The organism is Serratia sp. CoH_122_TC_1 (assembly GCF_058191755.1).
On the sequence record NZ_JBXWLA010000007.1, the window covers coordinates 35,839 to 61,673 of the forward strand.

Genomic DNA, 25,835 nt, shown 5'->3' on the forward strand with positions numbered 1-25,835 from the left:
CTTATCCCGCCAGATTAAATACGCCAAACATCAACGCCGAGACGGTTGCAATAGTGAAGCCGATCAAGGTTTCATACGGCAACAATTTCAACCGCTGATGCACCGCCATATTGACGCTGCCACCTGTGGCGTGGAAGAAACTGCCGTGTGGCAGATGGTCCAGCACTGTCGCACCGGCATGGATCATCGCCGCCCCAGCCAGACCACTGACGCCCAGTTCCAGTAATGTGCTGCTGAATACGCCAGATGCCACCGCGGTACCCGCCGTCGTCGACGCAGTCGCCATCGACATCAGTGCCCCAGACAGCGGCGCAAGCAGCCAGGCCGGCATACCGGTGTGGGTCAGGCCGTTAATCAATGCATCCTTCAGCGCCGAGTTGGCGATAATACCGGCCAGCGTGCCGGTACCGAGCAGCATAATTGCCACTGGAGCCATACGGGACAGCCCAGAAACCATAAACTGATTGCACTGGCGGATTCGGCCCATCAGCAATGCCCCCACCAGCCCCCCGGCCGGCAGCGCAATCAGCGGATCAATGGCGATGCCCGCAATGGGACGTAACGACAGCAATACAATGGCAACCAACGGCGCACTGATCGCCGCCGCAAAGCCCGGGCGAGACCCTTCGGCATGTTGAGTCAACTCCTCCGCCATCACCTTGTCACCCTTGTTACTCAAACGCCGGGCAAGCAGATAAGCCACCACCAATCCGCACAGGCCAGGCACGATACCGGCCATCATCACAGAGGTCAGCGGTACGTGGAAGTTGTCGGCAGCCGCAATGGTGTTTGGATTTGGCGACATCACGTTACCGGCCTTACCCCCCCCGATCATCGCCAGCAAAATGGCGGCGCGTGATATTCCGGCCTTTTGAGCGATTGAAAGTGCGATGGGTGCCACAGTGATCACCGCTACGTCGATAAATACGCCGACCGCAGTCAGGATCAGTGTAGCCACCGCCAGGGCCAGCAGCGCGCGGGTTTCTCCAACTTTACGAACGATAGTTTCAGCAATCGTGTGTGCCGCACCGGACTCAATCAGCACCCCGGCCAGCACACCGGCCGCCAGAATGCGCATCACGGCATTGGTGATGCCCTGAGCACCGGTAATCATCAGTGTCACGGTCTGCACCAGATCGGCGCCGCCGCATAACCCACCGGCCAATGCACCGGCAATCATGCCGTAGGCAGGTGGGACCTTGCGTAGAATCAGGACAATAGCGACGATCAATGCGACCAGTGCCCCAAGCGTGGATACCGTTGTCATTATTATTTTCCCCGTTGTTGGTGTGGGGAAAACATATCCTGAGCCTCAGGCTTTAGCGTGAGAGAAAGCCACAAAAACGTGCGCGGCTGTCCGCCACAAAGTTGTGGCTTTACACAATTCAGTCGTGCATCAACATGCCGATATACAACTGCAATGCATCAGTTAACTGATTGATTTTTAGCCCCGTAATAGCCTCAATGCGCTGCAGGCGGTAGCGGAGTGTATTGACGTGAATATGAAGTTCGGCGGCGGTCTGCGTCTGATCACAATTCCGCGAAAAATAGTGCCGCAGGGTGCTACGCAATACCCCTTTTTCATCGCTGGCACCTAATACCTGCCAAGGCCGAGAAAGCTCCTGGGCACGCCAATCCTCACCTAAGTCACACAGTAACGAGGGCAACGGAAAATCTTGATAGAACAGCGTTTTATGGCGCAACTTCAGTCGCTGCGCCATCGCCTGCGTAGCGCGTGCCGTCAGATTTGAACGATGCAGCCCCGATTCACCGTTAAAAAAACCGCCGATGATCAGGCGCAGGTTAAAGCGCGATTGAAGCTGTGCCTGCAACTGCTGAGCCTGCTTGCGCTCCTGTTTCAAACTCCATTTGCCTTGCACCAGGCAGGCAGGCCGCAGCAGGATCATTTCATTGAAGCCCGTCATTGCGATCAGTGCTTCACGTTGGGTGTGTTCCAACTCTGCCAGCAGTTCACGCAGAAAATGCGGCTGGGGATCCTGCAATTCAACTATCCAGACAATACGCGGTTGTTGCAGATCCAACCCCAAATAGGCAGCCATCGCCTCCAGTGAGGCCGATGCCGGTTGCGGTTGCAGTAACTGATTCGCCAGTTCCTCGCGGTAGCGTTTTTCCCACTGGTTTTGATCCAGCAAAGCCGCCTGCTCCACCATCAGCTCCGCCGCCATTTTCACCAACTCGGCATAGGCACGCACCTGTGCCGGCTCACCGGAAATGCCGATCACTCCCACCTGCTGGCGACGAAAACTGAATGGCAGGTTGATGCCGGGCCGAACACCTTTCAAATGCGTAGCGGTCACCGCATCGATTTCCACCACGCGATCCTCTGTCAGTGCCAACACTGCGCCTTCATGGCGTTGAAACAGTCGTGAGGGATTGCCGGAAGCAATGATGACACCATTGCTGTCCATCACGTTGACGGAATGATTGATGATGCCCATCGCCCGCTGCACGATCTGGCGTGCGGTGGATTCTGCCAGCAAATTAGTGGGTCTGTGCATACCGGCTCCTGCTATGCATGGAAATGCTGGCAGTTATACGCCATTTTCCCGGCGTTATTAAAGATCGGTGCCGCAACAAGCCGTAGCGATCACACTTCGGCGGCAAAAGACAAAAAAAACGCCAGGCCTAAGGCCTGGCGTTACGCACAGCAATAAAAACCGATCAGCCGAGGATGGTCGCCAGTTCTGCGCTCACTTCGGTCACTTTACGGGTGCCGTCGATTTTACGGTATTGGGTGTTACCTGCTGCAGCTTCTTTGCTGTAATAGGAAATCAGTGGTGCAGTCATCTGATGATATTCCACCAGACGTTTACGTACGGTTTCTTCCTGATCGTCTTTACGTGTCGTCAGCTCTTCACCGGTCACGTCATCTTTACCTTCCACCTGCGGCGGATTGAATTTAACGTGATACACGCGGCCAGAAGGCGCATGTACGCGACGACCCACGATACGATCAACGATCAGTTCGTCTGGCACGTCAAATTCCAGCACGTAATCCACGTTGATACCGGCTTCTTTCATCGCGTCAGCCTGTGGAATAGTGCGTGGGAAACCGTCAAGCAGGAAGCCATTACGGCAATCTTCCTGGGTGATGCGTTCTTTAACCAGTGCAATTACCAGTTCATCGGTCACCAGCTTGCCGGCGTCCATGATCTCTTTCGCCTGCTTGCCCAGTTCACTGCCGGCCTTCACGGCTGCGCGCAACATATCACCAGTAGAGATTTGCGGAATACCGTATTTCTCCATGATGAATTGAGCCTGAGTACCTTTACCAGCGCCCGGAGCGCCCAGCAGAATGATACGCATTGCGTAAATCCCCTTGCTATTATTCCCTTCGTCTTTCAAACCGCAGCGTTGTTGGCTGCGCACACTCATCCCAGCCACTTACCAAAGTAAGCTCCCGGGTCTCACGCGCTTGCCGCCTGGCCGCAAATTGAAATCTTTTGGGTATTAAGTTTTTATAAAATTGCGAAAACGCTCAACCATACCATTTCAGGGGGGGCTGGCTCAAGATACGCGAGGAAATCGATTGCGGAACACAGGGCGTAAAACAGAGGATAAAACGCGGAAAATCAGTGATAAAACAAAAAAATACGCCCCTAACACGCAGGCCAGGGGCGTATACAATCGGAATTATGCGGACAACAGCTTATTCATGCGGCGAATAAACTGGTTTGGATCTTCCAGTGTGCCACGTTCAGCCAGCAGCGCCTGATCCAGTAACAGGTCAATCCATTCAGCGAATTGTTCGTTATCACCCACGTCGGATGCGCGTTTGACCAGTGCATGCTCCGGATTCAGTTCGAAAATGTATTTTACGGCCGGTGCTTCCTGGCCGGCAGCGGCAAACAGTTTCGCCATCTGGGTGCTCATTTCGTCGGCATCGGTGATCACGATAGCCGGCGTATCCGTCAGGCGGTGCGTCAGGCGCACATCCTTCACACGATCCCCCAGCAGCGTTTTCACGCGATCAACAAACGGCTCCAACTGCTTCTCAGCGGCCTTCTGCTCTTCGGTTTCATCCGCCAGCTTGTCCAACGCCTCGTCCGCCTTGCTGACCGACTGGAACGGCTTACCGTCAAACTCGGTCAGGTAGCTCATCATCCATTCGTCAATGCGATCGGACAGCAGCAGTACTTCGATGCCTTTCTTACGGAACAGCTCCAGGTGCGGGCTGCTCTTGGCGGCAGCATAGCTGTCAGCAGTGATGTAATAGATCTTCTCCTGCCCTTCCGCCATCCGGCCAACGTATTCATCCAGCGAAACGGTTTGCGCCGAGCTGTCGCCGTGAGTGGAAGCAAAACGCAGCAGTTTGGCAATGGCTTCTTTGTTGCCGCCATCTTCCGCTGGACCCTCTTTCAACACCAGACCGAACTGCTGCCAGAACTTTTGGTAGCCCTCGGCATCGTCTTTAGCCAGCTTTTCCAACATCTGCAATACGCGCTTGGTCAACGCACCGCGCAGGTTTTGCGTCACGCGGCTGTCTTGCAGAATTTCACGCGAAACGTTCAGCGGCAGATCGTTGGAATCTATCAAACCACGCACAAAACGCAGGTAATTCGGCATGAACTGCTCGGCGTCATCCATGATGAATACGCGCTGCACATACAGCTTCAAACCGTGCTTGTGATCGCGGTTCCACATATCCCAAGGTGCCTGTGCCGGGATATACAGCAGGCTGGTGTATTCCTGCTTACCTTCAACCCGGTTATGGCTCCAGCTCAGCGGATCGGTAAAGTCGTGCGCGATATGCTTGTAGAATTCTTTGTATTCTTCGTCGGTAACGTCAGCCTTGCTGCGGGTCCACAAAGCCTGCGCTTTGTTGATTTTTTCCCAGGTAACGGTGCCGTCTTCTTCGTTTTTGGTTTCAATCTCAACAGGCAGTGCGATGTGATCAGAGTATTTGCCGATCACCGAACGCAGACGCCAGGCATCGAGATATTCATCTTCGCCTTCGCGCAGATGCAGGGTGATCTCAGTTCCGCGATCTTCTTTGCTAATGTCAGCGATGGTGTAATCACCTTCACCAACGGACTCCCAGAACACGCCCTGATCGGCCGCGGCGCCGGCAGCGCGGGTGCGCACGGTCACTTTATCCGCCACGATGAACGCGGAGTAGAAGCCCACGCCGAACTGACCGATCAGTTGGCTGTCTTTAGCCTGATCAGAGCCGATAGACTCCAGGAAGGCCTTGGTACCTGATTTGGCAATAGTGCCGAGGTTCTCAATCACTTCTTCACGGCTCATACCAATGCCGTTATCAGCAATGGTCAGCGTACGCTTGTCTTTATCGAAGGACAGGCGTACGCGCAGCTCGCCGTCACCTTCATACAGCTCAGGCGTAGACAACGCGCGGAAACGCAGTTTGTCGGCGGCGTCTGAGGCATTGGAGATCAGCTCGCGCAGGAAAATTTCTTTATTGGAGTACAGCGAATGAATCATCAAATGAAGCAGTTGTTTTACTTCAGACTGGAAACCACGGGTTTCTTGACCTTTCATACTCATTGATTACCTCAAAGACAATTTACCCGTCGCCTTTCAAGCCACAGCGTTGCTACCTGCACTCGCTGCAATTTGAAATTCATAGGGTATAACTAATAAAAGCGGACAATGAGGATCAAGTGGGGATAAGGGTGTTGTTTTTCAAGCGACTGGCGGGAAATTTTTGCAGAATAACTGGCGGGGCCAGATAGCCCCGTCAGAGGAAAACATCAATACTTAATGACGTGGCGACCTGCCAATGAATGTGACAGCGTGGTGCCGTCAACCATCTCAAGTTCGCCACCCACCGGCACGCCGTGGGCTATGCGGCTGGCAACCACACCATACTGACCACACATTTCGGCAATATAGTTGGCGGTCGCCTCGCCCTCCACCGTCGGGTTGGTGGCCAGGATCACTTCGGTAATGCTTTCTTTTTCCAGCCGTTGCTCCAGCCTGTCCAAACCAATATCGCCAGGCCCAATGCCGTCCATCGGCGACAAATGGCCCATCAGCACAAAGTAGCGGCCGGCGAACTGGCCGGTCTGCTCAATGGCGTGAATATCAGCCGGGCTTTCCACCACACAGATCTGGCCGTTTTGTTGACGGCGCGGATTGGCGCAGATGGTGCAAATATCTTGCTCGGTGAACGTGCGGCAATCGGCACAATGGCCAATTTCCGACATGGCACGGGTCAGCGCCTGCGCCAGGCGCATTCCGCCGCTGCGATCGCGCTGCAACAGCTGGAATGCCATACGCTGCGCCGATTTAGGGCCTACGCCCGGCAGGCAACGCAACGCCTCCATCAGTGTTTCAAGGAGCGGGCTGGTTTGCATCAGAACGGCATCTTAAAGCCAGGCGGCAGTTGCATGCCATTGGATACAGATGCCATCTTCTCTTTCTGGGTTTCGTCGATACGGCGTGCAGCATCGTTGATTGCTGCCGCGATCAGATCTTCCAGCATATCTTTGTCGTCTTCCATCAGGCTCGGATCGATCTCCACACGACGGCAGTTGTGCGCGCCATTGATGGTGACTTTCACCAGGCCAGCACCAGATTCACCCGTCACTTCCAATTTGGCGACTTCTTCCTGCATCTGCTGCATTTTTTCTTGCATTTGCTGGGCCTGCTTCATCAGGTTGCCCAGACCGCCTTTACCAAACATAGTCGTCTCTCGTCGCTAGGGCCGCGCACTTTACGCGGCGTTTAAATGGGGCGAATACTCTCTTCATCCAGATCCGCGTCAAAAAAACGACGCAGCGTCTGGATATTGGTATCCGCAACGATCGACTGACGCGCCTGCGCCAGTTTTTCTTCATAAATGGCTTGTCGCCACTCCAGCGGAGTCCGCTCCGCCGGATTATCGTCTTCCACCACGGTCAACTCAACCGGGCTGCCATACAGCTCGCTGAGCGCATCCGCCAGCACCTTCTGCGCCGAAGGCGAGTTCAGATGACGCTGTGACGACCGCAGATGGAGACAAATCTTACCCGGTTCCAGCCGTTGTTTAACCGCGTTTAATGCCAGTTGCTGTACCAGTTTCGGAATTTTTAGCTTATCGATTTCCGCTGCCCAGGCATCGCGCTCCAGCGACTCAACCACCAGCTTAGCTGACAGTTCGGGCGTTTTCTCATGCTCAAGCGCGGTGCGCAGCGCTTTTGGCGTCGCCAGCGGCTCAGGTTCGGCCTCTGGCTCGGTCAGTGCACGCCAGCGATAAGCTTCCGGCTTGGCCGGTTTTTCATTTACGAGCTTTTCCGCCTGGCGCTGCTGGCTGCGCTCAGTCACGGAAGCTAACCGCTCCAGTGCTGAGTTTGCCGGCCGCGCTTTTCCTGGCGCTGCCGGCTCACTCTTTTTTGGTGTGGATGCTCCCTGCTGCCGTAACAGTTGGGTTCGCGCCTTTAATAATTGCGCGGTGGCATCCGGTAGATTTGCCGATTGATTGGTCTGTGGTGCAGCCTGCCCTAACGGCGGCGGCGCATCCTGAAACTGTGGTGCCTGAGCCAGTTGAGACTGCGGCTGTACCAGTTGCACGGGTGCCGTCTGCACCATTGCCACCGGCTCTGGGATCACCGCTTTCGGGTGAAACGCCAGCGCACGCAGTAAGGTCATTTCAACCCCCATACGGCGATCCGGTGCAAAAGCCAGCTCTTTACGCCCGACCAGCAGCGTTTGGTAATAAAGTTGCACGTCAGTCGGCGGCAAAGTACGCGCTAACTCACGCAGCCGCTGTTCGATAGCGGCGTAATGGTTGTCCAGCACTGATGGCAGCAGTTGCACCATCGCGATACGGTGCAGCAACGCCAGGGTTTCGACGAGCAAATTCTCCCAATCGACCCCGCGCGAAGCGGCCTGTGCGACTTGTGCCATCACCTTTTCACCATCGGCGCTCACCAACGCTTCGAGAATAGCCAGTGGCTGTTCGTCGTCGAGTGTGCCAAGCATCTGGCTGACCGTAGCGGTGGTTACCTGCCCCTGCCCCATGGCAATCGCCTGGTCAGTGAGGCTCAATGCATCGCGCATGCTGCCGTCAGCGGCGCGCGCTAAAAGCTGCAATGCACGCTGATCGCTGGTGATATGTTCTGCCTGCAGTACCGTTTCCAACTGGCTGCGGATCTGATCGACATCCAACGCCTTGAGATGGAATTGCAGGCAACGTGACAGAATGGTCACCGGCAACTTTTGCGGATCTGTGGTTGCCAGCAGGAATTTGACATGCGCAGGCGGCTCTTCCAGCGTTTTCAACAGCGCATTAAAGCTGTGGCGCGAGAGCATGTGCACTTCGTCAATCAGGTAGACCTTGAAGCGACCACGAGCGGGCGCATACTGGACGTTATCGAGCAGATCGCGGGTATCTTCCACCTTGGTTCTGGACGCGGCATCAATCTCGATCAGATCGACAAAACGCCCCTGCTCAATCTCGCGGCAGTTATCGCATTGGCCGCACGGCGTGGCGGTGATGCCGGTTTCACAGTTCAGGCCTTTGGCCAGCAGGCGCGCAATGGTGGTTTTACCCACGCCACGCGTTCCCGAGAACAGATAGGCGTGATGAATCCGCCCCAGCGAGAGGCCGTTAGCCAGCGCAGTCAGGACGTGTTCCTGTCCGACAACATCTGCAAACGTTTGAGGGCGCCACTTACGGGCAAGAACCTGATAGCTCATTAATACCGGAAAAGTCGAGTAATCTGGAGGGTCATGCTAACACAGGCCCGCGCCGATCCGCGAGACCGTTTATCCCCTTCATCTTTCGTGCCATCGCGTTGTTAGCTTCAGGCCTCACTCCAGTCGCTTACTTGAGTAAGCGCTTGGAACTCACGCGCTTGCCGCCTGACGGTGACACGAAATCTTTCGGGGATATCTATTTTAGATCAGTGGCCGGCGAAATTGACCAGGCTGTAGCATTCGATACCCAAGCCATTCAAACGCGCTTCACCACCAAGATCCGGCAGGTTGATAATGAATGCTGCGTCTTTAACTTCACCACCCAGGCGGCGGATCAGTTTTGCCGTTGCCTCAATGGTGCCACCTGTCGCCAGCAGATCGTCAACCACCAGCACTTTATCACCTGCGTTGATAGCATCGGTGTGGATTTCCAGCTTGTCAGTACCGTATTCCAGCTCATAGCTTTCGCTGAGGGTCGCACGCGGTAGCTTGCCTGGTTTGCGTACGGGCACAAACCCCACGCCCAGCGCCAACGCAACAGGAGCGCCAAACAGGAAGCCACGCGCTTCGGTACCCACCACTTTGGTGACGCCCGCTTCGCGGAAGCGCTCAACCAGCAATTCAATACTGGCAGCATAGGCCAGCGGGTTTTCCAGCAGGCTGGTGACGTCACGGAACAGTATGCCCGGCTTAGGGTAATCCGGGATGGTTTTGATACTGTCTTTAATAAACTGAAGCTGCTGCGCAGTAGCGGTCATAATTATTGCCTGATAAAACTGCCTAATGACTTGCGCGCAGGTCGTCTTAAACCCAATCCCGCGATAAACAGGAAAAGGGGAGCACCCCGCGCACGAAAACGCCCAAATCTATGCAAACTGGCGGACAAATGCAACTGTCGCCTGCATCTTTCAAGCTGCAGCCGAAAAGCTACTGGCCATCATAAGCCATAATCAGCGCTGTTTTTGTTGCGACAGGTCAACAACAGGTAGACGCAGCATAAAGGCCAGCAGAATGGCCAACATCAATAACAATAATCCACGAACCCACCAGATTTTAACCAACCACAGCGAAACCGAAAAAGTCAGCACAATCACCAACACGGCCTTCCATTTCGCCCCCGGCGGCAATGCGCGATGCTGCTGCCAATGACGCAGGTAAGGCCCGAACCATGAACGGTACAGCAACCAAGAATGGAATCGCGGCGACGAACGTGCAAAACACCAAGCGGCCAGCAACAGGAACGGCGTCGTCGGTAACAACGGCAATACCACGCCCAGCGTTGCCAACACCACCGCCAGCCAACCGAGGACAATCAATAACCAACGCGTCATGCCACCCCTTAGTGCTTCATCCTGTTGCCGCCTACTTTACCACCGGCATCTGCCGCATCGCCAGCCACTGCAGCCGGAATATGCGCGTGACGCTTGTTTCACGGCGTGATCGCGGGCAAGCTGAACCCAATCTCATTGTCATGGAGCCAACGTGAGCACTCAGCGTCTTTTACAGGTGTTAGAACAACAGATCACCGTACTCGCCGGTGAAATCACACCGCGCGGTGATGCCCCCACTCCGCAGGCACGCTTTGACACAGCGTTGTTTGCCAATCGCGGCACGCGTCTGCGCGATTACCTGACGGAAGTGCAAAAGAATTTTACGCAATTGCAGACCGCAGCCAACGACAATCGCACGACGCAGGTTGCCTTCTTGGCCGAGCGGCTGGTGGCGCAGATCACCGCTCTACAGCGTGAACTGGCGACTCAGGCACTGCGCCGCAAGAATCAACCCAAGGAAGTGGCGGCAGTCGATTTGTACCACAAGCTGGCTGAGCATCAGGATTATGAGCGCCGAATCATTGCAATGATTCAAGATCGGGAAAGTCTTTTAGGAAGACAAACGACGTTGGCCGCACAGCAAAAATTACAGCATGAACTCGCGGCGCTGGAAGGTCGCTTGATGCGTTGTCGCCAAGCGTTGGCACGCATTGAACGCAGTATTGAGCGCAAAGAAAACGGTTTTTGAAGATTTATCACAATATTTTAATGATTATTCCCCTCTGAGGATCTTGTTCACTATACTCAGCCGAAGCGAAGCATCACTCATTCATCTCAATTAAACGTGGGTTTTATGTCTCTAGAAAATGCCTCTCCAGAACTGCAACTGGCGGTAGACCTGATTTACCTGTTGGAATGCAATGAAATCGATCCAGCCACCGCACTGGCGGCGTTGGATATCGTCAAACGGGATTACCAGGAAAAGCTGCAACGCAATGGCGTGACCTCTCCCTACCTGCCCGTCGGGCAGTAAAAAGGGTTCAGCCTGCGCTGAACCCTTGATTCTCATCCCACTACCCTGCCGATACTCCACCTTCCCCCGGTGATAGCGTCCGTTTGACCTCCTGCACTTCATTGCCCTGCTGATTGTGCAAGTACACCTCAAGCTGGTTGAAGGCAATATTGATGTCGTTCTCACGACATAGGCGTTCGATCGAACGGTTCAGTTCATCAACGGTATAGCTGCGGTCACGCAATTCCCGCACATAAAGGCGCAGTTCATGATCCAGCGTGCTGGCGCCAAAATTAAGGAAGAACACCTGCGGTTCTGGATCGGTCATTACCCGTGGATTGTCATGCGCCGCTTTTAACAGCACAGCTTTCACCTTATCCAGATCTGAACCATAGGCCACACCCACTTTGATCAATACGCGGGTGATGGTGTCTGACAGTGACCAGTTGATTAACCGCTCGGTCACAAAGGCTTTGTTCGGGATGATCACCTCCTTGCGGTCAAAGTCGGTGATGGTTGTGGCGCGAATGCGAATTTTGCTGACCGAGCCTGAGAAACTCCCGATAGTAATGGTATCGCCGATGCGGATCGGCCGTTCGAACAGGATGATCAAACCAGAGACAAAGTTGGCGAAAATCTCCTGCAGACCGAACCCTAACCCCACCGTTAAGCCCGCAGCCAACCATTGCAACTTATCCCAAGAGACACCCAGCGATCCGAGTGCGGTCACGGCACCCACGGTGGTAATCAGATAAGTCAGTATGGTGGTAACAGCGTAAGACGTCCCCTGCCGCAACTGCAACCGCGACAACACCACTACCTCCAGTAAGCCAGGTAAGTTGCGGGTCATGACGTAGGCGACGATCACCGCAGCTATCGCGACCATCATGTTGCCCAGCGTCACCGCCTGCGCCACGCTGCTGCCGGCAACAGTCGCGGTATAATGCCAGAGCGTGATGCTGTCCAGATACGATATTACCGTCACCAGATCCGACCAAATACCGTACAAGGCGCTGGCGAAGATAATAAATAGCGCCATTGTGGTCAGACGCAACGACTGTTCGTTGATCTGATCCAGCGCCAAAGGCGGCTCTTCGACCGGCTCGACCCCTTCGGCCCCCTCTTTCTCCTTCGCCAAACTCTGGCGTCGAGCCAACGCACGCCGGTATGCCAGCCGCCGCGCCGCAACGCTCAAACCGCGAATAGCGGTCAGATAAACAATGTTCCACAGGAAGAATAAGTAGAGGCTGTCGATCCAGCGGCCAGCCAGACGCAGTGTGGTGTAGAAGTAACCGGCGAACATCAACCCGAGCAAGATTAGCGGCGTCGCTGCAATAGCGGTGACGATCACCAACCGCACCGCATGTGAGCCTTTCTCACGCCAACTGTCGCGACACATTGGGAACACCAGCACGGCTAACAGCGCCAATGTCAGCATCACCACGACCTGGCCAATAACATCTTCCACCAGCCGTAACGGGGCTTTCTCACCCAGCACTGACCAGAAGATCAGCGGCAGCAGTGCCAAGCCCAAACGCACCGTCTGACGCCGGTAGTGTGCGCAGAGTTCAACAGAAAAGTTGAAATGCCGCTCGCTAATGCCGCCGCGTGCCAATAAGCGGTAGGTAAAACCGAACACCAGCCAGAACATTGCTAGCTGCTGCGACAACGCCCAAATAAAGTCGCTGAGGCCAATATCCGCGCGGTAACACCAAAAACCAGCGCCGAGCAGTAGCGCCGATCCCGGCAATACCTTCAGCAGGGTCAAAATAATGGCTTTTGGCGTATGCAATTGGCTGTCGCGCTTTAACTGTCCGACATCATTCGCCAGCTTCTGCAAATGGTTGTCGATCAGCTTATAGCGCCAGCGTAACAGACCCAGTAACAGCAACAGCGGAATAAGGATGACTAATGAATTCAACCCACCCTGCAGCATTTTGCGGAGGTCTATTTTGAAATCGAGCGCGGCGATTTGATCTTTGACCGCGCCCGGCAATGCTTTCAACCACGCCAAATCGACCGGCTTGTTGCTGTTAACCCAGAAAATCTGCTGGGTTAACGTATCTCGCAGCGAAGTGTTTACGCTGGTCAACTGTTGCTGATTGATCTGCAAACTGATCGACTGCGCCAACTGATTACTGAGCTGTTTATTCAACTGATCCAACAGCTCACGCCGCATATCGACGATTTCATTCAAGGCATCAAGCACGTCCGCATTGGCTTTTTCTTTGCTGTCTGCCACCAACTTATTGATGTAGTCATCACCCTTGAACAGATCGTCGCGCTGCTGGTTGATATCAAATTGCTCCAGGCGAAGATCGGCAATGCGTGTCCCCATATCAGCCACCAGCGTTCCTTGCGGCAAACTCTGTTGCTGCTGATACAAAATACGCGACAGCACCAAACTGCCTTTGAGCACCTGGATTTGCTCCTTCAGATTGCGCTCTGCCTGCAAGCCGCGATCGAGCCAGTTCTTTACCCGAATATTCTGTTGGAACAGTACGTTGCTCTCTTCAGTCGCCGCGATCAGCCGCTGACTGAGCTGACGGTTAACGTCCAGTTCTTTGCTGACCAACTGATTGTGCTGAATGTCTGTGGCATCTTCCGGGTTCTGTGCTTCTTTTGCGGTTTTTTCCGATAACGTCAACCGCTTACTGTTGACCACTTCTTGCAGGAGTTGCACGTTGTGGTCCAGAGCATCAATGTGGGCGGTGGTGTAGTCACGCTGCTTCTGCAACAGATCCTGCAAGGTGGTGTTGGCTTCCAGACTTTTCCGTTGCAGATCAATTTGCGCATTGAGCAAGGTCTGTTCAGTGGCCAGCATCACCAACTGGCTGTCGCGCAATGAGCTCTGACCCGGCGTCTGATCGTTGATTTGATTGCGGATTTCCTGCAGGCGTTGCGAAGCGGTATACATACTGCTTTGTACCCGCTCTGGCTGGGTCTGCAATGAAACGAGTTGGCTGTTATATGTCGACAGGTTTTCCTGCGCTGCCTGCAAGTCGTCGAGCGTCTGATAGAGGCGGGTTTCTAACTGTCGCAGGGAAAGCGGCAACAGTTCAGCTCTGGCAGCCGCACTGTCTACCGGCGCTTTCAGCGCCTCCAGATCGGCAGTGACCTGCCGCAATTTACCCGGTGCCAATTGCAGCTGCTGTTTAAGCTGAGCCCCATCTTGTTTGCTGCGTTCAATAGCCTCCAGCAGTTCAAGCGTGCGGGTCAAATCCTGCTGGGTCAGTTTATTCACCGGCGTCAGCGTTTTTTGCTTATTCAACGCATCCAGTTGGCTTTGAATTTCGCTGCGTGACGGCAGATCGCCATTCAGTGTGGCATAGGCCGTGGGCTGGCAGACCGCGCAAACCGCGATCAGCAAAAATAGGGCAAGAGTGCGGTAGAGATCCACACCCAGGAACGGGGGTAACGCTGAAAAAAGGCGTTTAACTAACCTGCGATGCATGATTTAGCTTCGAATCAATAAAGAAGCAGAAAGATTATCACGATCGCAGATAGCCAAAGAATAAGAAAAGCATTGCTGGTGATGTACAGATGTGCCGGGATCAGAACGTCAGCACTTTCTCGGCCGCCAGCGTCCATTGCGCCAACTCAACCAACGTGCCAATCTCTACGCCATCTGCCAACGGCAGCCGGCTGACACCGCGCGCATCCGCGCAGGTTTTACACAGCTTCACCGGCACCTGCTGCGCTGTGAGAATTTCCAGCATCTGCTGCAAATGGTAGCCTTCATGCGGCTGTTGCCCGGCGAGGCCCGCCACTACCGCATCGGACATCAGGAACAGTTTCAGATTGAGGTCGGTTTGCTGTTCTTTCAGCGCAATCGCCAGGCGTAATGCATTAAATAACGATTCGTGGCCATAGGCGGCGCCATTGGCGATCAACACAACAGATGACATAGTGCTTCTCCTTATAAAGGATGACTTTCGACGCTGCACGGCAGTGCCGCCAGCTCTTCCGGCTTGATACGCAAGGTGGGGCTAAACTGAGCCATTTCGAGGAAAGAATCGATCAGCATCGTGGCTTCTGCTTTCAAGTCAAAGCTCTCCGGCATAAACAGCCAATTTTCCATCAGGCCGGTAATATAGGCGTGCAGGATGATCGCCGCACGGCGGGTATGTAAATCAGCAGGCAGTTGGCCATGGCTCATGCAGTCACGCAGTACCGACTCGATGCGTTCGTAACCGGCCAGGTACAGCACTTTACGCGCTTCCTGCAACGGCATCATTTCACCCACGAATTCGCACTTGTGGAAAACGATTTCCATCAGGGCTCTGCGGCGGCTGTCATCGACTGTAGCCGTCAGAATGTAAATCAGAATTTCTCGTAAAATACGCAGTGGATTCTCGGGGAACTTTGCCTGATACTCTAGTTCGAGATCGCCTATTTTCGACTCTGATAATTCCCAAACTTCGTTAAACAGGTCTACCTTGTTCTTGAAGTGCCAATAAATTGCACCACGCGTAACCCCAGCAGCGGTGGCAATATCTGTCAGTGACGTTGCAGAAACGCCACGTTCAGAGAATTCTTGCACTGCAGCATCAAGTATGTGCTGCCGAGTTTCTAGCGCCTGCTGTTTGGTTTTTCGTGCCATGACGTTGTTTTTTAGGGGGAGTGTGATTTACATACATTCGCGTATGTATGTACCATAGCACGCACATATAATTAACGCAGCAATGGGTTTTAAAGCTTGTGATCCATTGATCATTTTGAAATCGGACACTTGAGGTTTTTCTATGAACAAAAACAGAGGGTTAACGCCTCTGGCGGCAGTTCTGATGCTTTCAGGCAGCTTAATGCTTACAGGATGTAACGATAAAGAAACCCAACAGCAAGGCGCCCAACCACCGGCTCCCGAAGTGGGTGTAGTGACGTTGAAGGCAGAGCCTCTCAACATTACTACCGATCTTCCTGGCCGTACCGCTGCGTATCGTATCGCCGAAGTTCGCCCTCAGGTTAGCGGTATTATCCTGAAACGCAACTTCGTTGAAGGCAGTGATATCAAAGCAGGGTCTTCCCTGTATCAGATCGATCCTGCTACCTATCAGGCAAGCTATGACAGTGCCAAAGGCGATTTGGCCAAAGCACAGGCCAGCGCATCGATCGCGCGCGTCACGGTAAACCGCTATAAACCATTGCTGGGTACCAGTTACATCAGTAAGCAGGATTACGATACCGCTGTCTCCACACTGCAGCAGGCAGAGGCCGCAGTGGTCGCTGCAAAAGCCGCAGTGGAAACCGCACGCATCAATCTTGCTTACACCAAAGTGACTTCACCGATCTCCGGGCGTATCGGCAAATCTGCCGTAACTGAAGGTGCGCTGGTGACTAACGGCCAGACCACTGCCCTGTCCACCGTGCAGCAACTTGATCCGATGTACGTTGACGTCACGCAGTCGAGCAACGATTTCCTGCGCCTGAAGCAAGAACTGGCCAGCGGTGCGCTGAAACAGGAAAACGGTAAAGCCAAGGTGAAACTGCTGCTGGAAAACGGCGTGCAGTACGAGCAGGAAGGCACGCTGGAATTCTCTGACGTCACCGTTGATGAAACCACGGGCTCCATCACTATTCGCGCCATGTTCCCGAACCCGAACGATATCCTGTTGCCGGGCATGTTCGTTCGCGCCCGTCTGGATGAAGGCGTGCGTAGCGATGCGTTGCTGGTTCCACAACAGGGTGTGACACGTAATCCACGTGGCGAAGCGACGGCTCTGGTCGTGGGCGCTGACGACAAAGTCGAAATGCGCACGCTGAAAGCGGATCAGGCGATTGGCGACAAATGGCTGGTTACCGACGGTTTGAAAGCCGGCGACCGCGTAATCGTCACTGGCCAAATGAAAGCCCGCCCAGGCGCTCAGGTAAAAGTGCAGGAAGTTGACACTCAGGCGCAAAAGCAGCCGCAGTCTGAAGCGCAGAAGTCATAAAAAGGAGCCGGTAAGACATGGCTAAGTTCTTTATAGATCGCCCGATTTTCGCCTGGGTAATCGCCATCATCGTCATGTTGGCGGGGGTGCTTGCAATAATGAAACTGCCTATAGCGCAGTATCCAACTATTGCACCACCTGCGGTCAGTATTTCCGCAAACTATCCGGGCGCGGATGCAAAAACGGTTCAGGATACCGTCACTCAGATTATCGAACAGAATATGAACGGTATCGATAATCTGATGTACATGTCCTCCACCAGTGACTCCTCTGGTAGCGTCACCATTACATTGACATTTAACTCTGGCACCGACCCTGATATCGCTCAGGTTCAGGTTCAGAACAAACTGTCACTGGCTACACCGCTGCTGCCACAAGAAGTACAGCAGCAGGGCCTGAAAGTTGAAAAATCGAGCAGCAGCTTCCTGATGGTTGCCGGCTTCATTTCCGACGATCCGAGCATGACTCAGGACGATATCGCGGACTATGTGGCCTCTAACATCAAAGACCCTATCAGCCGTTCATCCGGCGTAGGTGAAGTGCAACTGTTTGGTGCCCAGTACGCCATGCGTATCTGGTTGGATCCGAACAAGCTGAACAATTTCCAACTGACCACGACGGATGTGACGTCCGCCATCACCGAGCAGAACAACCAGATCGCCGCAGGGCAGCTGGGTGGGATGCCACCGGTGCCAGGTCAACAACTTAACGCCTCCATCATTGCGCAGACCCGTCTGACCTCTCCAGAAGAGTTCGGTAAAATTCTACTGAAGGTGAATGCTGACGGTTCTCAGGTTCGCTTGAGCGATGTGGCACACATTGAACGCGGTGCGGAAAGCTATGCCGTTACGGCGCGTTACAACGGTAAACCTGCTGCTGGCTTGGGTATCAAACTGGCCACGGGTGCCAACGCCCTGAACACCGCGAAAGCGGTTAAAGACGCGTTGACCAAGATGCAACCTTTCTTCCCTCAAGGGATGAAAGTGGTTTACCCGTACGACACGACCCCGTTCGTTAAAATCTCAATTAACGAAGTGGTAAAAACGCTGATCGAAGCCATCATCCTGGTGTTCCTGGTGATGTATTTGTTCCTGCAGAACTTCCGCGCAACGTTGATCCCAACGATTGCGGTACCGGTGGTATTGCTGGGGACCTTCGCTATTCTCGCGGCGTTTGGCTTCTCGATAAACACCCTGACGATGTTCGGCATGGTGCTAGCGATAGGCTTGTTGGTGGATGACGCCATCGTGGTGGTAGAGAACGTCGAGCGTGTGATGTCCGAAGAGGGACTCCCGCCGAAAGAAGCCACCAAGAAATCGATGGAACAGATCCAGGGCGCGTTGGTCGGTATTGCTATGGTGCTGTCAGCGGTATTCGTACCAATGGCATTCTTTGGCGGCTCAACGGGTGCCATTTACCGTCAGTTCTCCATCACTATCGTTTCTGCGATGGCACTGTCAGTCCTGGTTGCGTTGATCCTGACACCCGCGCTGTGCGCCACCATGCTCAAACCGGTGCCGAAGGGCGATCACGGGGTTAAAACCGGCTTCTTCGGTTGGTTTAACCGCATGTTCGAAAAGAGCACCCACCACTACACCGACAGCATCGCGGGCATTCTGCGCAGCACAGGTCGTTATCTGGTGATCTACCTGCTGATCGTCGTCGGTATGGGGCTGTTGTTCCTGCGTCTGCCTTCTTCGTTCCTGCCGGAAGAAGACCAGGGTATTTTGTTAACCATGGTGCAGTTGCCAGCGGGTGCGACCGAAGCACGTACCTCTAAGGTACTGGAAGAAGTCACAGACTACTTCCTGACCAAAGAAAAAGATAACGTGGTTTCTGTGTTTACCGTAGCGGGCTTCGGCTTTAACGGTAATGGTCAGAACAACGGTCTGTCGTTCGTCAGTTTGAAAGACTGGTCCGAACGTAAAGGTGAGCAAAATAAAGTGCCCGCGATTGCAGGCCGCGCCATGGGTGCGTTCTCGCAAATCAAAGACGGCTTGGTATTCCCGTTCAACTTGCCAGCGATTATCGAACTGGGTACCGCGACCGGTTTCGACTTCCAGCTGATTGATCAGGGTGGCCTGGGCCACGAAAAACTGACTGAAGCACGTAACCAGCTGTTGGGCATGGCAGCCAAGCATCCCGACTTGCTGGTGGGCATGCGTCCAAACGGCCTGGAAGATACACCGCAGTTCAAGCTGATTATCGACCAAGAGAAAGCCAAGGCGCTGGGTGTCAGCATCACCACCATTAACAGCACGCTGACAACGGCACTGGGTGGTTCGTACGTTAACGACTTCATCGACCGCGGTCGTGTGAAGAAAGTATACGTACAGGCTGACGCACCGTTCCGTATGTTGCCAGAAGACATCAATAAATGGTTTGTTCGTGGCACCAGCGGCCAGATGGTTCCGTTCTCCGCCTTTGCTTCCGCGAAGTGGGAATACGGCTCACCGCGCCTGGAACGTTATAACGGCCTGCCTTCCATGGAGATTCTGGGTCAGGCTGCACCGGGTAAGAGTACCGGTGAAGCAATGAACATGATGGAAGAGTTGTCTTCGAAACTGCCGAGCGGCATTGGTTACGACTGGACCGGTATGTCCTATCAGGAACGTCTGTCCGGTAATCAGGCCCCAGCGCTGTACGCCATCTCGATTCTGGTGGTGTTCCTGTGTCTGGCAGCGTTGTATGAGAGCTGGTCAATTCCGTTCTCGGTTATGCTGGTTCTGCCACTGGGGGTTATCGGTGCGCTGTTGGCAGCGACGATGCGCGGTCTGAACAACGACGTGTACTTCCAGGTGGGGCTGTTGACCACTATAGGTCTGTCGGCGAAGAACGCCATATTGATTGTGGAATTCGCCAAGGATCTGATGGATAAAGAAGGTAAAGGTCTGATAGAAGCCACGTTGGAAGCGGTGCGTATGCGTCTTCGTCCAATTCTGATGACTTCACTGGCCTTCATCCTCGGGGTACTGCCGCTGGTTATCAGTAGCGGTGCAGGCTCCGGTGCACAGAACGCAGTAGGTACCGGCGTGATGGGCGGGATGATTACCGCAACCGTCTTGGCCATCTTCTTTGTTCCGGTCTTCTTCGTGGTGGTTCGTCGCCGCTTCAGCAAGAAGTCTGAGGATGTGGAACACAGCCATCCGGTCGAGCATCACTGATAACACGGTGAGTGCTTACCCCTGAATACAAAGGCCGCTTATGCGGCCTTTTCCTTTTGGTTCATCCGCTTAATGCAAATCACTCTCATTAATTTATCTACAAATGCATTTTGTACTTGATCCGTGATGCCGTGCAGCGCATAATTATTGTTATAGTATAACATTACATTGGAGCGCATCATGAAAGCAGGCATCCACCCAAACTACCGCACCGTCGTGTTCCACGACCTCAGTGCCGATACCTACTTTAAGGTGGGTTCGACGATTAAGACCGACCGCACCATTGAGCTTGAAGGTGAGAGCTGGCCGTACGTTACTCTCGACATCTCTTCCGCTTCTCATCCGTATTACACGGGCAAGCAGAAAGAGTTCTCGAAAGAAGGCAGCACCGCACGCTTCCAGCAGCGTTTTGGCCGCTTCTTTACTGGCAGCAAGTAAAAGGGAATCAATATGCAGGTTTTGAGCTCGTTGCGTTCTGCGAAAAATCGCCATCCAGATTGCAAAGTCGTGCGTCGTAAAGGTCGTATCTATGTGATTTGTAAAAGTAACCCACGCTTTAAAGCGGTACAGGGACGTAAGAAAAAACGTAAGTAATGCAGTACCCGCTGTCTGTCGCAAAGCCCCGTTGCTGCTCAACGGGGCTTTTTTTATGGAGAAAGCTGAAACAGCAAAAATGCCCTGCCTGACAGACAGGGCAAATCCGTTATTTCATACTGCTGAGCAGAGTATCGACATTGTGCTTGAACGCCTGCACGTAAGTGGCTGCTGGCCCGTTGGCGTTGGATAAGGCCTCTGGATACAGTTCGCCCCCTGCTTTGGCACCCGTGGCAGCGGCAATTTGCTTCACCAGGCGTGGATCGGTCTGGTTTTCAATAAAGTAAGCATTAACCTTTTCTTGTTTGATTTGCTTGATCAAACCGGCCACGTCGCTGGCGCTGGCTTCTGCCTCGGTAGAGAAACCGACCGGGGCAAGGAAGGTGACGCCATATTCTTGCCCAAAATAGCCAAAAGCATCATGACTGGTCAGCACCTTACGCTTTTGCTGAGGCACCGCGGCAAATTCTGTTTTTGCCCACAGATCCATCTTTTGCAACTGCTGGATATACTCCGCGCCTCGCTGGCGGAAATAGTTGGCATCTTCAGGGTCTGCCGCAATCAGCGCATTCATCACGTTAGTCGCATACAGCACGCCATTCTTCATACTGTTCCAGGCGTGGGGATCGGTGATTTCCTTACCATCTTCATTCATCTTCCGCGAATTAACCCCCTGCGATGCCGTAACCACCTGACCTTTGTACCCTGATGCGCTGACCAGACGATCGATCCACCCTTCCAACCCCAGGCCACTGACAAACACCACATCCGCTTGTGAAAGCAGCTTGCTGTCTTTCGGTGACGGCTCAAAACTGTGTGGGTCGCCGTCCGGGCCTACCAATGTAGAGACACTGACATGCTCTCCCCCCACCTGCTTGACGATATCACCGAGGATAGAAAAACTGGCAACAGCGTCGACAGTCTTCGCCATAGCCAATGGGCTGGACAGCAGAGCAGCCACTGCCAGCGATATAGGTAAACGTTTCATACTTTCTCCTTGCACATAGCACTTCTCAACGGCGCGCGAGAGAGTAGATTCCCCCACGCGTCCCAAACAGAATCGAAGCAAAAAAGATTACGCTGGCACTCAGCACAATTGCAGGACCGGCGGGCAATGACGCGTAGTACGACCATTCAAGCCCAATAAAGCTCGAAAGCATGCCGATCCCCATAGCAACCGCCAACATGTGCGGTAGATTGCGCGCCCAAAAACGGGCGCTGGCAGCGGGCAACATCATCAGCCCAACCGACATCAGGGTACCGAGGATCTGGAAACCGGCGACCAGGTTGATGACCACCAAAGCCAGAAACATCCCGTGTATCAGCGCCAACCAACGGGGTGCGCTGACGCGTAAAAAGGTGGCGTCAAAAGATTCAATCACCAGCGCACGGTACAATGCGGCTAACACCAGCAGAGAGAAGCTGGTTATCGCCCCCACCATTAAAATGGCATGCGTGTCCACCGCCAGGATCGAACCGAACAACACGTGCAGTAAATCAACGCTGGACCCCCGTAGCGAAACTAAAGTCACCCCCAGCGCCAGAGATCCCAGATAGAAACCTGCAAAACTGGCGTCTTCTTTCAGCAACGTCCGGCGACTGACCAATCCGGACAGCATCGCTACCGCCAACCCGGCAATAAACCCACCGACGCCCATTGCGACCAGCGACATGCCGGAAATCAGATAGCCGATCGCGGCCCCTGGCAGCACCGCGTGAGATAACGCATCACCAACCAGACTCATGCGCCGCAGCAACAGGAAAACCCCTAGCGGTGCGGCGCTGAGCGACAACGCAAAGCAGGCAACCAACGCACGACGCATAAAGCCGAATGAAGCAAAGGGATCAATAAGTGAATCAAGTAACATCATTGCGCCACCGCCATACGACATACCGGTGGGCTGGCGACATTCAACGCGGGGATATGCTCCAACACTCGACCGGCGGCTCCCCAATGGCAGCATTCTGGTGTCAGTAACAACGCTTGAGGGAAATGGTTAGCCACCATCGACATGTCATGCAGTACCGCAATGACGGTTCGCCCTTGTTGATGCAACTGCGCGATCACCTGCAACAACAATTGCGTCGTTGCGCTGTCGATACCGGTAAAAGGTTCATCCAGTAAAATCAGCGGCGCCTGCTGGACCAGCAGACGTGCGAACAATACCCGCTGTAGTTGGCCCCCAGAAAGCTCGCCAACCGGGCTATGTGCCATCGCCGTCATGCCCACGGTCTCTAACGCTTCCGAAATTTGCAGTACAACGCGTTTGCGCAATCCACCAAACATGCCGCTCTGCGGCCAGCTTCCCATCGCCACCAGATCGCTCACCACGATCGGAAACTGGCGGTCCAATTCAGCCTGTTGCGGCAAATACGCCATCCGCGGTAATGAATGACCGCTGAAGGACAGACTGCCGTTCTGTAGCGGCAAAAGCCCAGCCAACGTTTTCAGCAACGTGGACTTTCCGGCCCCGTTTACCCCGACAACGGCGGTCAGAGACCCCGTAGCAAAGTGACCACTGAGCGGTGGGAACAGAGGTGCACCACCGTAACCGATCACGGCCTCTTGTAACGTTATCATGGCAATGCCACCGCCCAGAGTATGCCTAGCCAGAGTAAAACCAACAGCAATGCGGCAATGCCACAGCGCAACCCTGCAGAGGCCGTGAACAGTGAATGTAATGACGGCGTAGCGTCATCGTGTGATGTGGATGTCAGTTTCATGGTCAGACGACAGGAAATTAAATTGTTACAGTATAACATCACAAACACTTCAACAGCTCAAGCGCCGACCCGGTGATTAGTGCAACCGAACGTAACAATAAAGTGAGTAACCTGCCGACATGTGACACTTTTTCGAAAACGAGAGCGACTCTTTAGAGGTATGCTGGGTAGCGTCAGGGTTATTAACTGATAAGCAACGTTGGGTTAGTGTAAAAAAGCCTTTAGTTAACGAAAAGTTTACCGACGAAGTGTCCAAAAAGGAGTAAGATAATTAGACGGGAACGCCATAAGGTCAGGCATTAAATGGATCTAATTCTCCACTGTCGAACAATGACGGAAGCACTTTCTGTTAAAAAACTAAAGAAAGCGATCCTCGATAAAATGTCAGAGTTGGAACCGGCATTGACCAGCGGCTTGAGTTTTTATTCAGAAAGTGCGCATTATGCTGAGGGTTCATTAGAGATACTTGATATTCAAGCACTGAGCAACGATAAGTATTCAATGAGTTACCGCTATAAATGGACAATTTTCAATGCCTGTCTGGATATCAACGCCGAGGAATACATCAGCGATAGTGTCACTTTTCGCGTTGCCGAACAGGGACTCATCTTTGACATCATTGATAACTCTCGGCCATCTACAGCAGATGAATTGTAAGTTTACGTAATAACAGCAGGCCAGATGCGAAGAAATGATTTATATTCATTATACGGAAAGTTTATTCTGTCACCTTCATTAAGCTGTCTCCGTCTATGATGTAAATCAGCTTACTCACAGAGTGTTATCAACACCGAAATTAAGACTTACGGAGGGGATGATATGGATGAGTATTCGCCTAAAAGGCACGATATTGCTCAGCTAAAATTCTTGTGCGAAAACCTGTATGATGAAGGCATTGCCACGCTGGGCGACAGCCATCACGGCTGGGTGAACGATCCGACATCTTCCGTCAACCTTCAGCTTAATGAGTTGATAGAACATATTGCTTCGTTTGTGATGAGTTATAAAATTAAATACATGGACGAAAGTGATTTATCGGAGTTAGTCGAAGAGTATCTCGATGATACCTACACGCTGTTCAGCAGTTACGGTATAAATGATTCCGATTTGCGTCGTTGGCAAAAAACCAAGGCGCGATTATTCAGAATGTTCTCAGGAGAGGACATCTGTACGACAATGAAAACTTAGGGGATAATTATCCCCAAATTATTCTTCTCTACGGTTTATAACACCAAAGGTTATCATGACTAAAATTGATTATCTGATGCGTTTACGTAAATGCACCACAATTGACACACTGGAACGCGTCATTGAAAAAAACAAATATGAGCTTTCAGATGATGAGCTTGAGTTGTTTTACTCTGCAGCCGACCATCGCCTGGCTGAGCTCACCATGAATAAACTGTACGATAAAATCCCAACGGCCGTTTGGAAGTTCGTACGATAGTCCCAGCGTAAAATGCGTTGAGCCGATACATTCATCGGCTTCAATGTTCCCCTGCTAGCGTATTTATCTCATTGACTTCCTAGACTTTCATTCGCTTTTGGAATTCTTGCAATAACAATTGGAAACAATCATCAATTAATACCGGATGGTTTCGGTGTGCGCTGCGCATTAACGCCACGGTGCGGCTGAGCATTGGCTGCTGTAGCTGAACCACGGTTAATTCTTCATCATTCAAATGCGTGGTGTAAAGTTGCGGTAAAATTGCCACGGCTAATTTTGAACGCACTAAACCATATAACGTCTCTAAAAAATCCACCTGGTAACGTGCGGTTAAATTCAAACGGTGGCTTTCCGCCAATGCCAACACCAATCTGCTGATATTCCCTTTAGAAAAAACGGCGATATCCCGCCGGGTTAATTGCCGCCACGGTAGGTGATGTGATTCCGCCAGAGGATCGTCACATCGCATGACGACCACAAAGGGGTCTTCCTGCAACGGATATATCTCCAGCGATTCTGGCACCGAGCTATCCAGTGCACCAATACCAAAATCGATTAACCCGTTATCTAACTGTAATAACAGCGAGTCATTTGTTTGATCATGAAACTCGATACGCAGACGGGGAAAGTGCGTCGCCAGCAATTGCGGCACCGCCGGAAATAATAACCCGCTGACTGAAGGCACCAGCCCGATACGCACAGTCCCGTCGCCACCTGCCAACATAATACGCTGCATATCGTCAAACGCGGCCTGCGCCACATTCAGCAGCCGTTCAGCATGTGGCAAGATAGCCGCGCCCTGTTCAGTTAAGGTCACCGCCGAGGCGGTGCGATTCACCAACTTGCCCCCTAACACCAACTCTATCTGCCGCAGCGCACTGCTCAATGCCGGCTGACTGATAGCCAGTCGGTTTGCCGTATCGGTAAAATGCCGCAACCTCGCCAAAGTAACGAAATATTGGATCTGTTTCAGAGAAAGCGCGGGCAACCGGCGCCAGGGTTCAGACATGTCAGGTTTCCGTCAGCCAA

The 25,835-nt window shown here is 53.2% G+C and carries 26 protein-coding genes and 1 other annotated feature; of the genes, 9 read left to right on the forward strand and 17 right to left on the reverse strand.

Translation table 11 applies throughout. The annotated features are described in order from the left end of the window. Position 1: 1 nt before the first annotated feature. From AC2FC2_RS10495 to AC2FC2_RS10535, 9 genes are all read right to left on the reverse strand, one after another. Positions 2-1,267 carry a GntP family permease gene (locus AC2FC2_RS10495; protein WP_209636477.1) on the reverse strand — a complete coding sequence of 422 codons (1,266 nt, stop codon included), beginning with the start codon at positions 1,265-1,267 and terminating at the stop codon, positions 2-4. Positions 1,268-1,385: 118 nt separating this feature from the next. Then, a complete protein-coding gene (locus AC2FC2_RS10500) occupies positions 1,386-2,519 on the reverse strand; it encodes a sugar diacid recognition domain-containing protein (protein WP_490659187.1) in 1,134 nt (377 codons plus the stop codon). Between the two features lie 163 nt (positions 2,520-2,682). Next, complete coding sequence (gene adk, locus AC2FC2_RS10505; protein ID WP_209636911.1) at positions 2,683-3,327, reverse strand: adenylate kinase; 645 nt, start codon at positions 3,325-3,327, stop codon at positions 2,683-2,685. A 327-nt stretch (positions 3,328-3,654) separates the two neighbouring features. Next, entirely contained in the window at positions 3,655-5,520 is a 1,866-nt protein-coding gene (gene htpG, locus AC2FC2_RS10510; RefSeq protein WP_209636913.1) for a molecular chaperone HtpG, read from the reverse strand. Between the two features lie 212 nt (positions 5,521-5,732). Beyond that, a complete protein-coding gene (gene recR, locus AC2FC2_RS10515) occupies positions 5,733-6,338 on the reverse strand; it encodes a recombination mediator RecR (protein ID WP_209636481.1) in 606 nt (201 codons plus the stop codon). After that, on the reverse strand, positions 6,338-6,667 hold the full coding sequence (locus AC2FC2_RS10520; RefSeq protein WP_012005575.1) for a YbaB/EbfC family nucleoid-associated protein: 330 nt from the start codon (positions 6,665-6,667) through the stop codon (positions 6,338-6,340). The genes recR and AC2FC2_RS10520 overlap by 1 nt, the downstream gene beginning before the upstream one ends. Before the next feature lie 41 nt (positions 6,668-6,708). Next, positions 6,709-8,661, reverse strand: coding sequence for a DNA polymerase III subunit gamma/tau (gene dnaX, locus AC2FC2_RS10525; protein ID WP_490659188.1), 1,953 nt, complete (start codon positions 8,659-8,661; stop codon positions 6,709-6,711). Beyond that, positions 7,312-7,376: a sequence feature (DnaX frameshifting element), on the reverse strand. Its footprint overlaps the gene before it by 65 nt. A 206-nt stretch (positions 8,662-8,867) precedes the next feature. Continuing rightward, the gene (apt, locus tag AC2FC2_RS10530; RefSeq protein ID WP_037425226.1) at positions 8,868-9,419 is read right to left on the reverse strand and encodes an adenine phosphoribosyltransferase; all 552 of its coding nucleotides are present in this window, start codon (positions 9,417-9,419) and stop codon (positions 8,868-8,870) included. Between the two features lie 192 nt (positions 9,420-9,611). Continuing rightward, entirely contained in the window at positions 9,612-9,992 is a 381-nt protein-coding gene (locus AC2FC2_RS10535) for a DUF454 family protein (RefSeq protein WP_265554556.1), read from the reverse strand. A 151-nt stretch (positions 9,993-10,143) separates the two neighbouring features. Here AC2FC2_RS10535 and priC point away from each other — a divergent pair, with 151 nt between their 5' ends. Next, positions 10,144-10,680 (forward strand): primosomal replication protein PriC, encoded by a 537-nt coding sequence (gene priC / locus AC2FC2_RS10540; RefSeq protein WP_490659189.1) that lies wholly within the window; start codon positions 10,144-10,146, stop codon positions 10,678-10,680. 105 nt (positions 10,681-10,785) lie between these two features. Continuing rightward, a complete protein-coding gene (rsmS, locus tag AC2FC2_RS10545; RefSeq protein WP_020825528.1) occupies positions 10,786-10,965 on the forward strand; it encodes a pleiotropic regulatory protein RsmS in 180 nt (59 codons plus the stop codon). A gap of 40 nt (positions 10,966-11,005) precedes the next feature. On the opposite strand, the gene mscK is transcribed toward rsmS, so the two are convergent. The 3 genes from mscK to acrR all read right to left on the reverse strand — a co-directional run bounded on the left by mscK (position 11,006) and on the right by acrR (position 15,547). Further along, complete coding sequence (gene mscK / locus AC2FC2_RS10550) at positions 11,006-14,398, reverse strand: mechanosensitive channel MscK (RefSeq protein ID WP_490659190.1); 3,393 nt, start codon at positions 14,396-14,398, stop codon at positions 11,006-11,008. Positions 14,399-14,498: 100 nt separating this feature from the next. Further along, on the reverse strand, positions 14,499-14,852 hold the full coding sequence (locus AC2FC2_RS10555) for a DsrE/DsrF/TusD sulfur relay family protein (RefSeq protein ID WP_209636492.1): 354 nt from the start codon (positions 14,850-14,852) through the stop codon (positions 14,499-14,501). Between the two features lie 11 nt (positions 14,853-14,863). After that, positions 14,864-15,547 carry a multidrug efflux transporter transcriptional repressor AcrR gene (acrR, locus tag AC2FC2_RS10560; RefSeq protein WP_209636494.1) on the reverse strand — a complete coding sequence of 228 codons (684 nt, stop codon included), beginning with the start codon at positions 15,545-15,547 and terminating at the stop codon, positions 14,864-14,866. Between the two features lie 142 nt (positions 15,548-15,689). On the opposite strand from acrR, the gene sdeX reads away from it, so the two are divergent. The 4 genes from sdeX to ykgO all read left to right on the forward strand — a co-directional run bounded on the left by sdeX (position 15,690) and on the right by ykgO (position 20,635). Next, positions 15,690-16,877 carry a multidrug efflux RND transporter periplasmic adaptor subunit SdeX gene (sdeX, locus tag AC2FC2_RS10565; protein ID WP_209636496.1) on the forward strand — a complete coding sequence of 396 codons (1,188 nt, stop codon included), beginning with the start codon at positions 15,690-15,692 and terminating at the stop codon, positions 16,875-16,877. A 17-nt stretch (positions 16,878-16,894) separates the two neighbouring features. Further along, positions 16,895-20,041: a multidrug efflux RND transporter permease subunit SdeY gene (gene sdeY, locus AC2FC2_RS10570; protein ID WP_209636498.1), complete on the forward strand. Its 3,147-nt coding sequence runs from the start codon at positions 16,895-16,897 to the stop codon at positions 20,039-20,041. 180 nt (positions 20,042-20,221) lie between these two features. Further along, complete coding sequence (locus AC2FC2_RS10575) at positions 20,222-20,479, forward strand: type B 50S ribosomal protein L31 (RefSeq protein ID WP_037425248.1); 258 nt, start codon at positions 20,222-20,224, stop codon at positions 20,477-20,479. Positions 20,480-20,491: 12 nt separating this feature from the next. After that, a complete protein-coding gene (ykgO, locus tag AC2FC2_RS10580) occupies positions 20,492-20,635 on the forward strand; it encodes a type B 50S ribosomal protein L36 (protein WP_037425251.1) in 144 nt (47 codons plus the stop codon). A gap of 109 nt (positions 20,636-20,744) precedes the next feature. Here ykgO and AC2FC2_RS10585 read toward each other — a convergent pair whose 3' ends face one another. From AC2FC2_RS10585 to AC2FC2_RS10600, 4 genes are read right to left on the reverse strand one after another with little or no spacing between them, the layout of a single operon-like run. Continuing rightward, on the reverse strand, positions 20,745-21,623 hold the full coding sequence (locus AC2FC2_RS10585; protein WP_490659191.1) for a metal ABC transporter solute-binding protein, Zn/Mn family: 879 nt from the start codon (positions 21,621-21,623) through the stop codon (positions 20,745-20,747). A gap of 25 nt (positions 21,624-21,648) precedes the next feature. Beyond that, positions 21,649-22,506 (reverse strand): metal ABC transporter permease, encoded by an 858-nt coding sequence (locus AC2FC2_RS10590; RefSeq protein ID WP_265554563.1) that lies wholly within the window; start codon positions 22,504-22,506, stop codon positions 21,649-21,651. Further along, entirely contained in the window at positions 22,503-23,216 is a 714-nt protein-coding gene (locus AC2FC2_RS10595; RefSeq protein WP_490659192.1) for a metal ABC transporter ATP-binding protein, read from the reverse strand. The genes AC2FC2_RS10590 and AC2FC2_RS10595 overlap by 4 nt, the downstream gene beginning before the upstream one ends. Next, positions 23,213-23,359, reverse strand: coding sequence for a hypothetical protein (locus AC2FC2_RS10600; protein WP_490659193.1), 147 nt, complete (start codon positions 23,357-23,359; stop codon positions 23,213-23,215). Before AC2FC2_RS10600 ends, AC2FC2_RS10595 begins: the two co-directional genes overlap by 4 nt. A gap of 330 nt (positions 23,360-23,689) precedes the next feature. Here AC2FC2_RS10600 and AC2FC2_RS10605 point away from each other — a divergent pair, with 330 nt between their 5' ends. From AC2FC2_RS10605 to hha, 3 genes are all read left to right on the forward strand, one after another. After that, positions 23,690-24,016, forward strand: a complete 327-nt coding sequence (locus AC2FC2_RS10605) for a hypothetical protein (RefSeq protein ID WP_265554883.1) — start codon at positions 23,690-23,692, stop codon at positions 24,014-24,016. Positions 24,017-24,178: 162 nt separating this feature from the next. Further along, positions 24,179-24,547 (forward strand): Hha toxicity modulator TomB, encoded by a 369-nt coding sequence (gene tomB, locus AC2FC2_RS10610; protein ID WP_004940312.1) that lies wholly within the window; start codon positions 24,179-24,181, stop codon positions 24,545-24,547. 55 nt (positions 24,548-24,602) lie between these two features. Then, positions 24,603-24,806 carry a hemolysin expression-modulating protein Hha gene (gene hha, locus AC2FC2_RS10615; RefSeq protein ID WP_044548719.1) on the forward strand — a complete coding sequence of 68 codons (204 nt, stop codon included), beginning with the start codon at positions 24,603-24,605 and terminating at the stop codon, positions 24,804-24,806. 79 nt (positions 24,807-24,885) lie between these two features. Here the strand turns inward: hha and AC2FC2_RS10620 are convergent, their stop codons facing one another. Continuing rightward, entirely contained in the window at positions 24,886-25,815 is a 930-nt protein-coding gene (locus AC2FC2_RS10620; RefSeq protein ID WP_209636506.1) for a LysR family transcriptional regulator, read from the reverse strand. Positions 25,816-25,835: the final 20 nt, after the last annotated feature.

Excerpts from the sequence above, each read along its gene's own strand:
- AC2FC2_RS10575 (WP_037425248.1), top strand. The coding sequence starts at position 20,222 with ATGAAAGCAGGCATCCACCCAAACTACCGCACCGTCGTGTTCCACGAC.
- dnaX (WP_490659188.1), bottom strand. The coding sequence starts at position 8,661 with ATGAGCTATCAGGTTCTTGCCCGTAAGTGGCGCCCTCAAACGTTTGCA.
- recR (WP_209636481.1), bottom strand. The coding sequence starts at position 6,338 with ATGCAAACCAGCCCGCTCCTTGAAACACTGATGGAGGCGTTGCGTTGC.
- AC2FC2_RS10495 (WP_209636477.1), bottom strand. The coding sequence starts at position 1,267 with ATGACAACGGTATCCACGCTTGGGGCACTGGTCGCATTGATCGTCGCT.
- AC2FC2_RS10595 (WP_490659192.1), bottom strand. The coding sequence starts at position 23,216 with ATGATAACGTTACAAGAGGCCGTGATCGGTTACGGTGGTGCACCTCTG.
- adk (WP_209636911.1), bottom strand. The coding sequence starts at position 3,327 with ATGCGTATCATTCTGCTGGGCGCTCCGGGCGCTGGTAAAGGTACTCAG.
- AC2FC2_RS10535 (WP_265554556.1), bottom strand. The coding sequence starts at position 9,992 with ATGACGCGTTGGTTATTGATTGTCCTCGGTTGGCTGGCGGTGGTGTTG.
- htpG (WP_209636913.1), bottom strand. The coding sequence starts at position 5,520 with ATGAAAGGTCAAGAAACCCGTGGTTTCCAGTCTGAAGTAAAACAACTG.
- AC2FC2_RS10585 (WP_490659191.1), bottom strand. The coding sequence starts at position 21,623 with ATGAAACGTTTACCTATATCGCTGGCAGTGGCTGCTCTGCTGTCCAGC.
- AC2FC2_RS10600 (WP_490659193.1), bottom strand. The coding sequence starts at position 23,359 with ATGAAACTGACATCCACATCACACGATGACGCTACGCCGTCATTACAT.
- sdeY (WP_209636498.1), top strand. The coding sequence starts at position 16,895 with ATGGCTAAGTTCTTTATAGATCGCCCGATTTTCGCCTGGGTAATCGCC.
- AC2FC2_RS10520 (WP_012005575.1), bottom strand. The coding sequence starts at position 6,667 with ATGTTTGGTAAAGGCGGTCTGGGCAACCTGATGAAGCAGGCCCAGCAA.
- mscK (WP_490659190.1), bottom strand. The coding sequence starts at position 14,398 with ATGCATCGCAGGTTAGTTAAACGCCTTTTTTCAGCGTTACCCCCGTTC.
- sdeX (WP_209636496.1), top strand. The coding sequence starts at position 15,690 with ATGAACAAAAACAGAGGGTTAACGCCTCTGGCGGCAGTTCTGATGCTT.
- apt (WP_037425226.1), bottom strand. The coding sequence starts at position 9,419 with ATGACCGCTACTGCGCAGCAGCTTCAGTTTATTAAAGACAGTATCAAA.
- AC2FC2_RS10555 (WP_209636492.1), bottom strand. The coding sequence starts at position 14,852 with ATGTCATCTGTTGTGTTGATCGCCAATGGCGCCGCCTATGGCCACGAA.
- AC2FC2_RS10500 (WP_490659187.1), bottom strand. The coding sequence starts at position 2,519 with ATGCACAGACCCACTAATTTGCTGGCAGAATCCACCGCACGCCAGATC.
- ykgO (WP_037425251.1), top strand. The coding sequence starts at position 20,492 with ATGCAGGTTTTGAGCTCGTTGCGTTCTGCGAAAAATCGCCATCCAGAT.
- rsmS (WP_020825528.1), top strand. The coding sequence starts at position 10,786 with ATGTCTCTAGAAAATGCCTCTCCAGAACTGCAACTGGCGGTAGACCTG.
- tomB (WP_004940312.1), top strand. The coding sequence starts at position 24,179 with ATGGATGAGTATTCGCCTAAAAGGCACGATATTGCTCAGCTAAAATTC.
- acrR (WP_209636494.1), bottom strand. The coding sequence starts at position 15,547 with ATGGCACGAAAAACCAAACAGCAGGCGCTAGAAACTCGGCAGCACATA.
- AC2FC2_RS10620 (WP_209636506.1), bottom strand. The coding sequence starts at position 25,815 with ATGTCTGAACCCTGGCGCCGGTTGCCCGCGCTTTCTCTGAAACAGATC.
- hha (WP_044548719.1), top strand. The coding sequence starts at position 24,603 with ATGACTAAAATTGATTATCTGATGCGTTTACGTAAATGCACCACAATT.
- AC2FC2_RS10605 (WP_265554883.1), top strand. The coding sequence starts at position 23,690 with ATGACGGAAGCACTTTCTGTTAAAAAACTAAAGAAAGCGATCCTCGAT.
- AC2FC2_RS10590 (WP_265554563.1), bottom strand. The coding sequence starts at position 22,506 with ATGATGTTACTTGATTCACTTATTGATCCCTTTGCTTCATTCGGCTTT.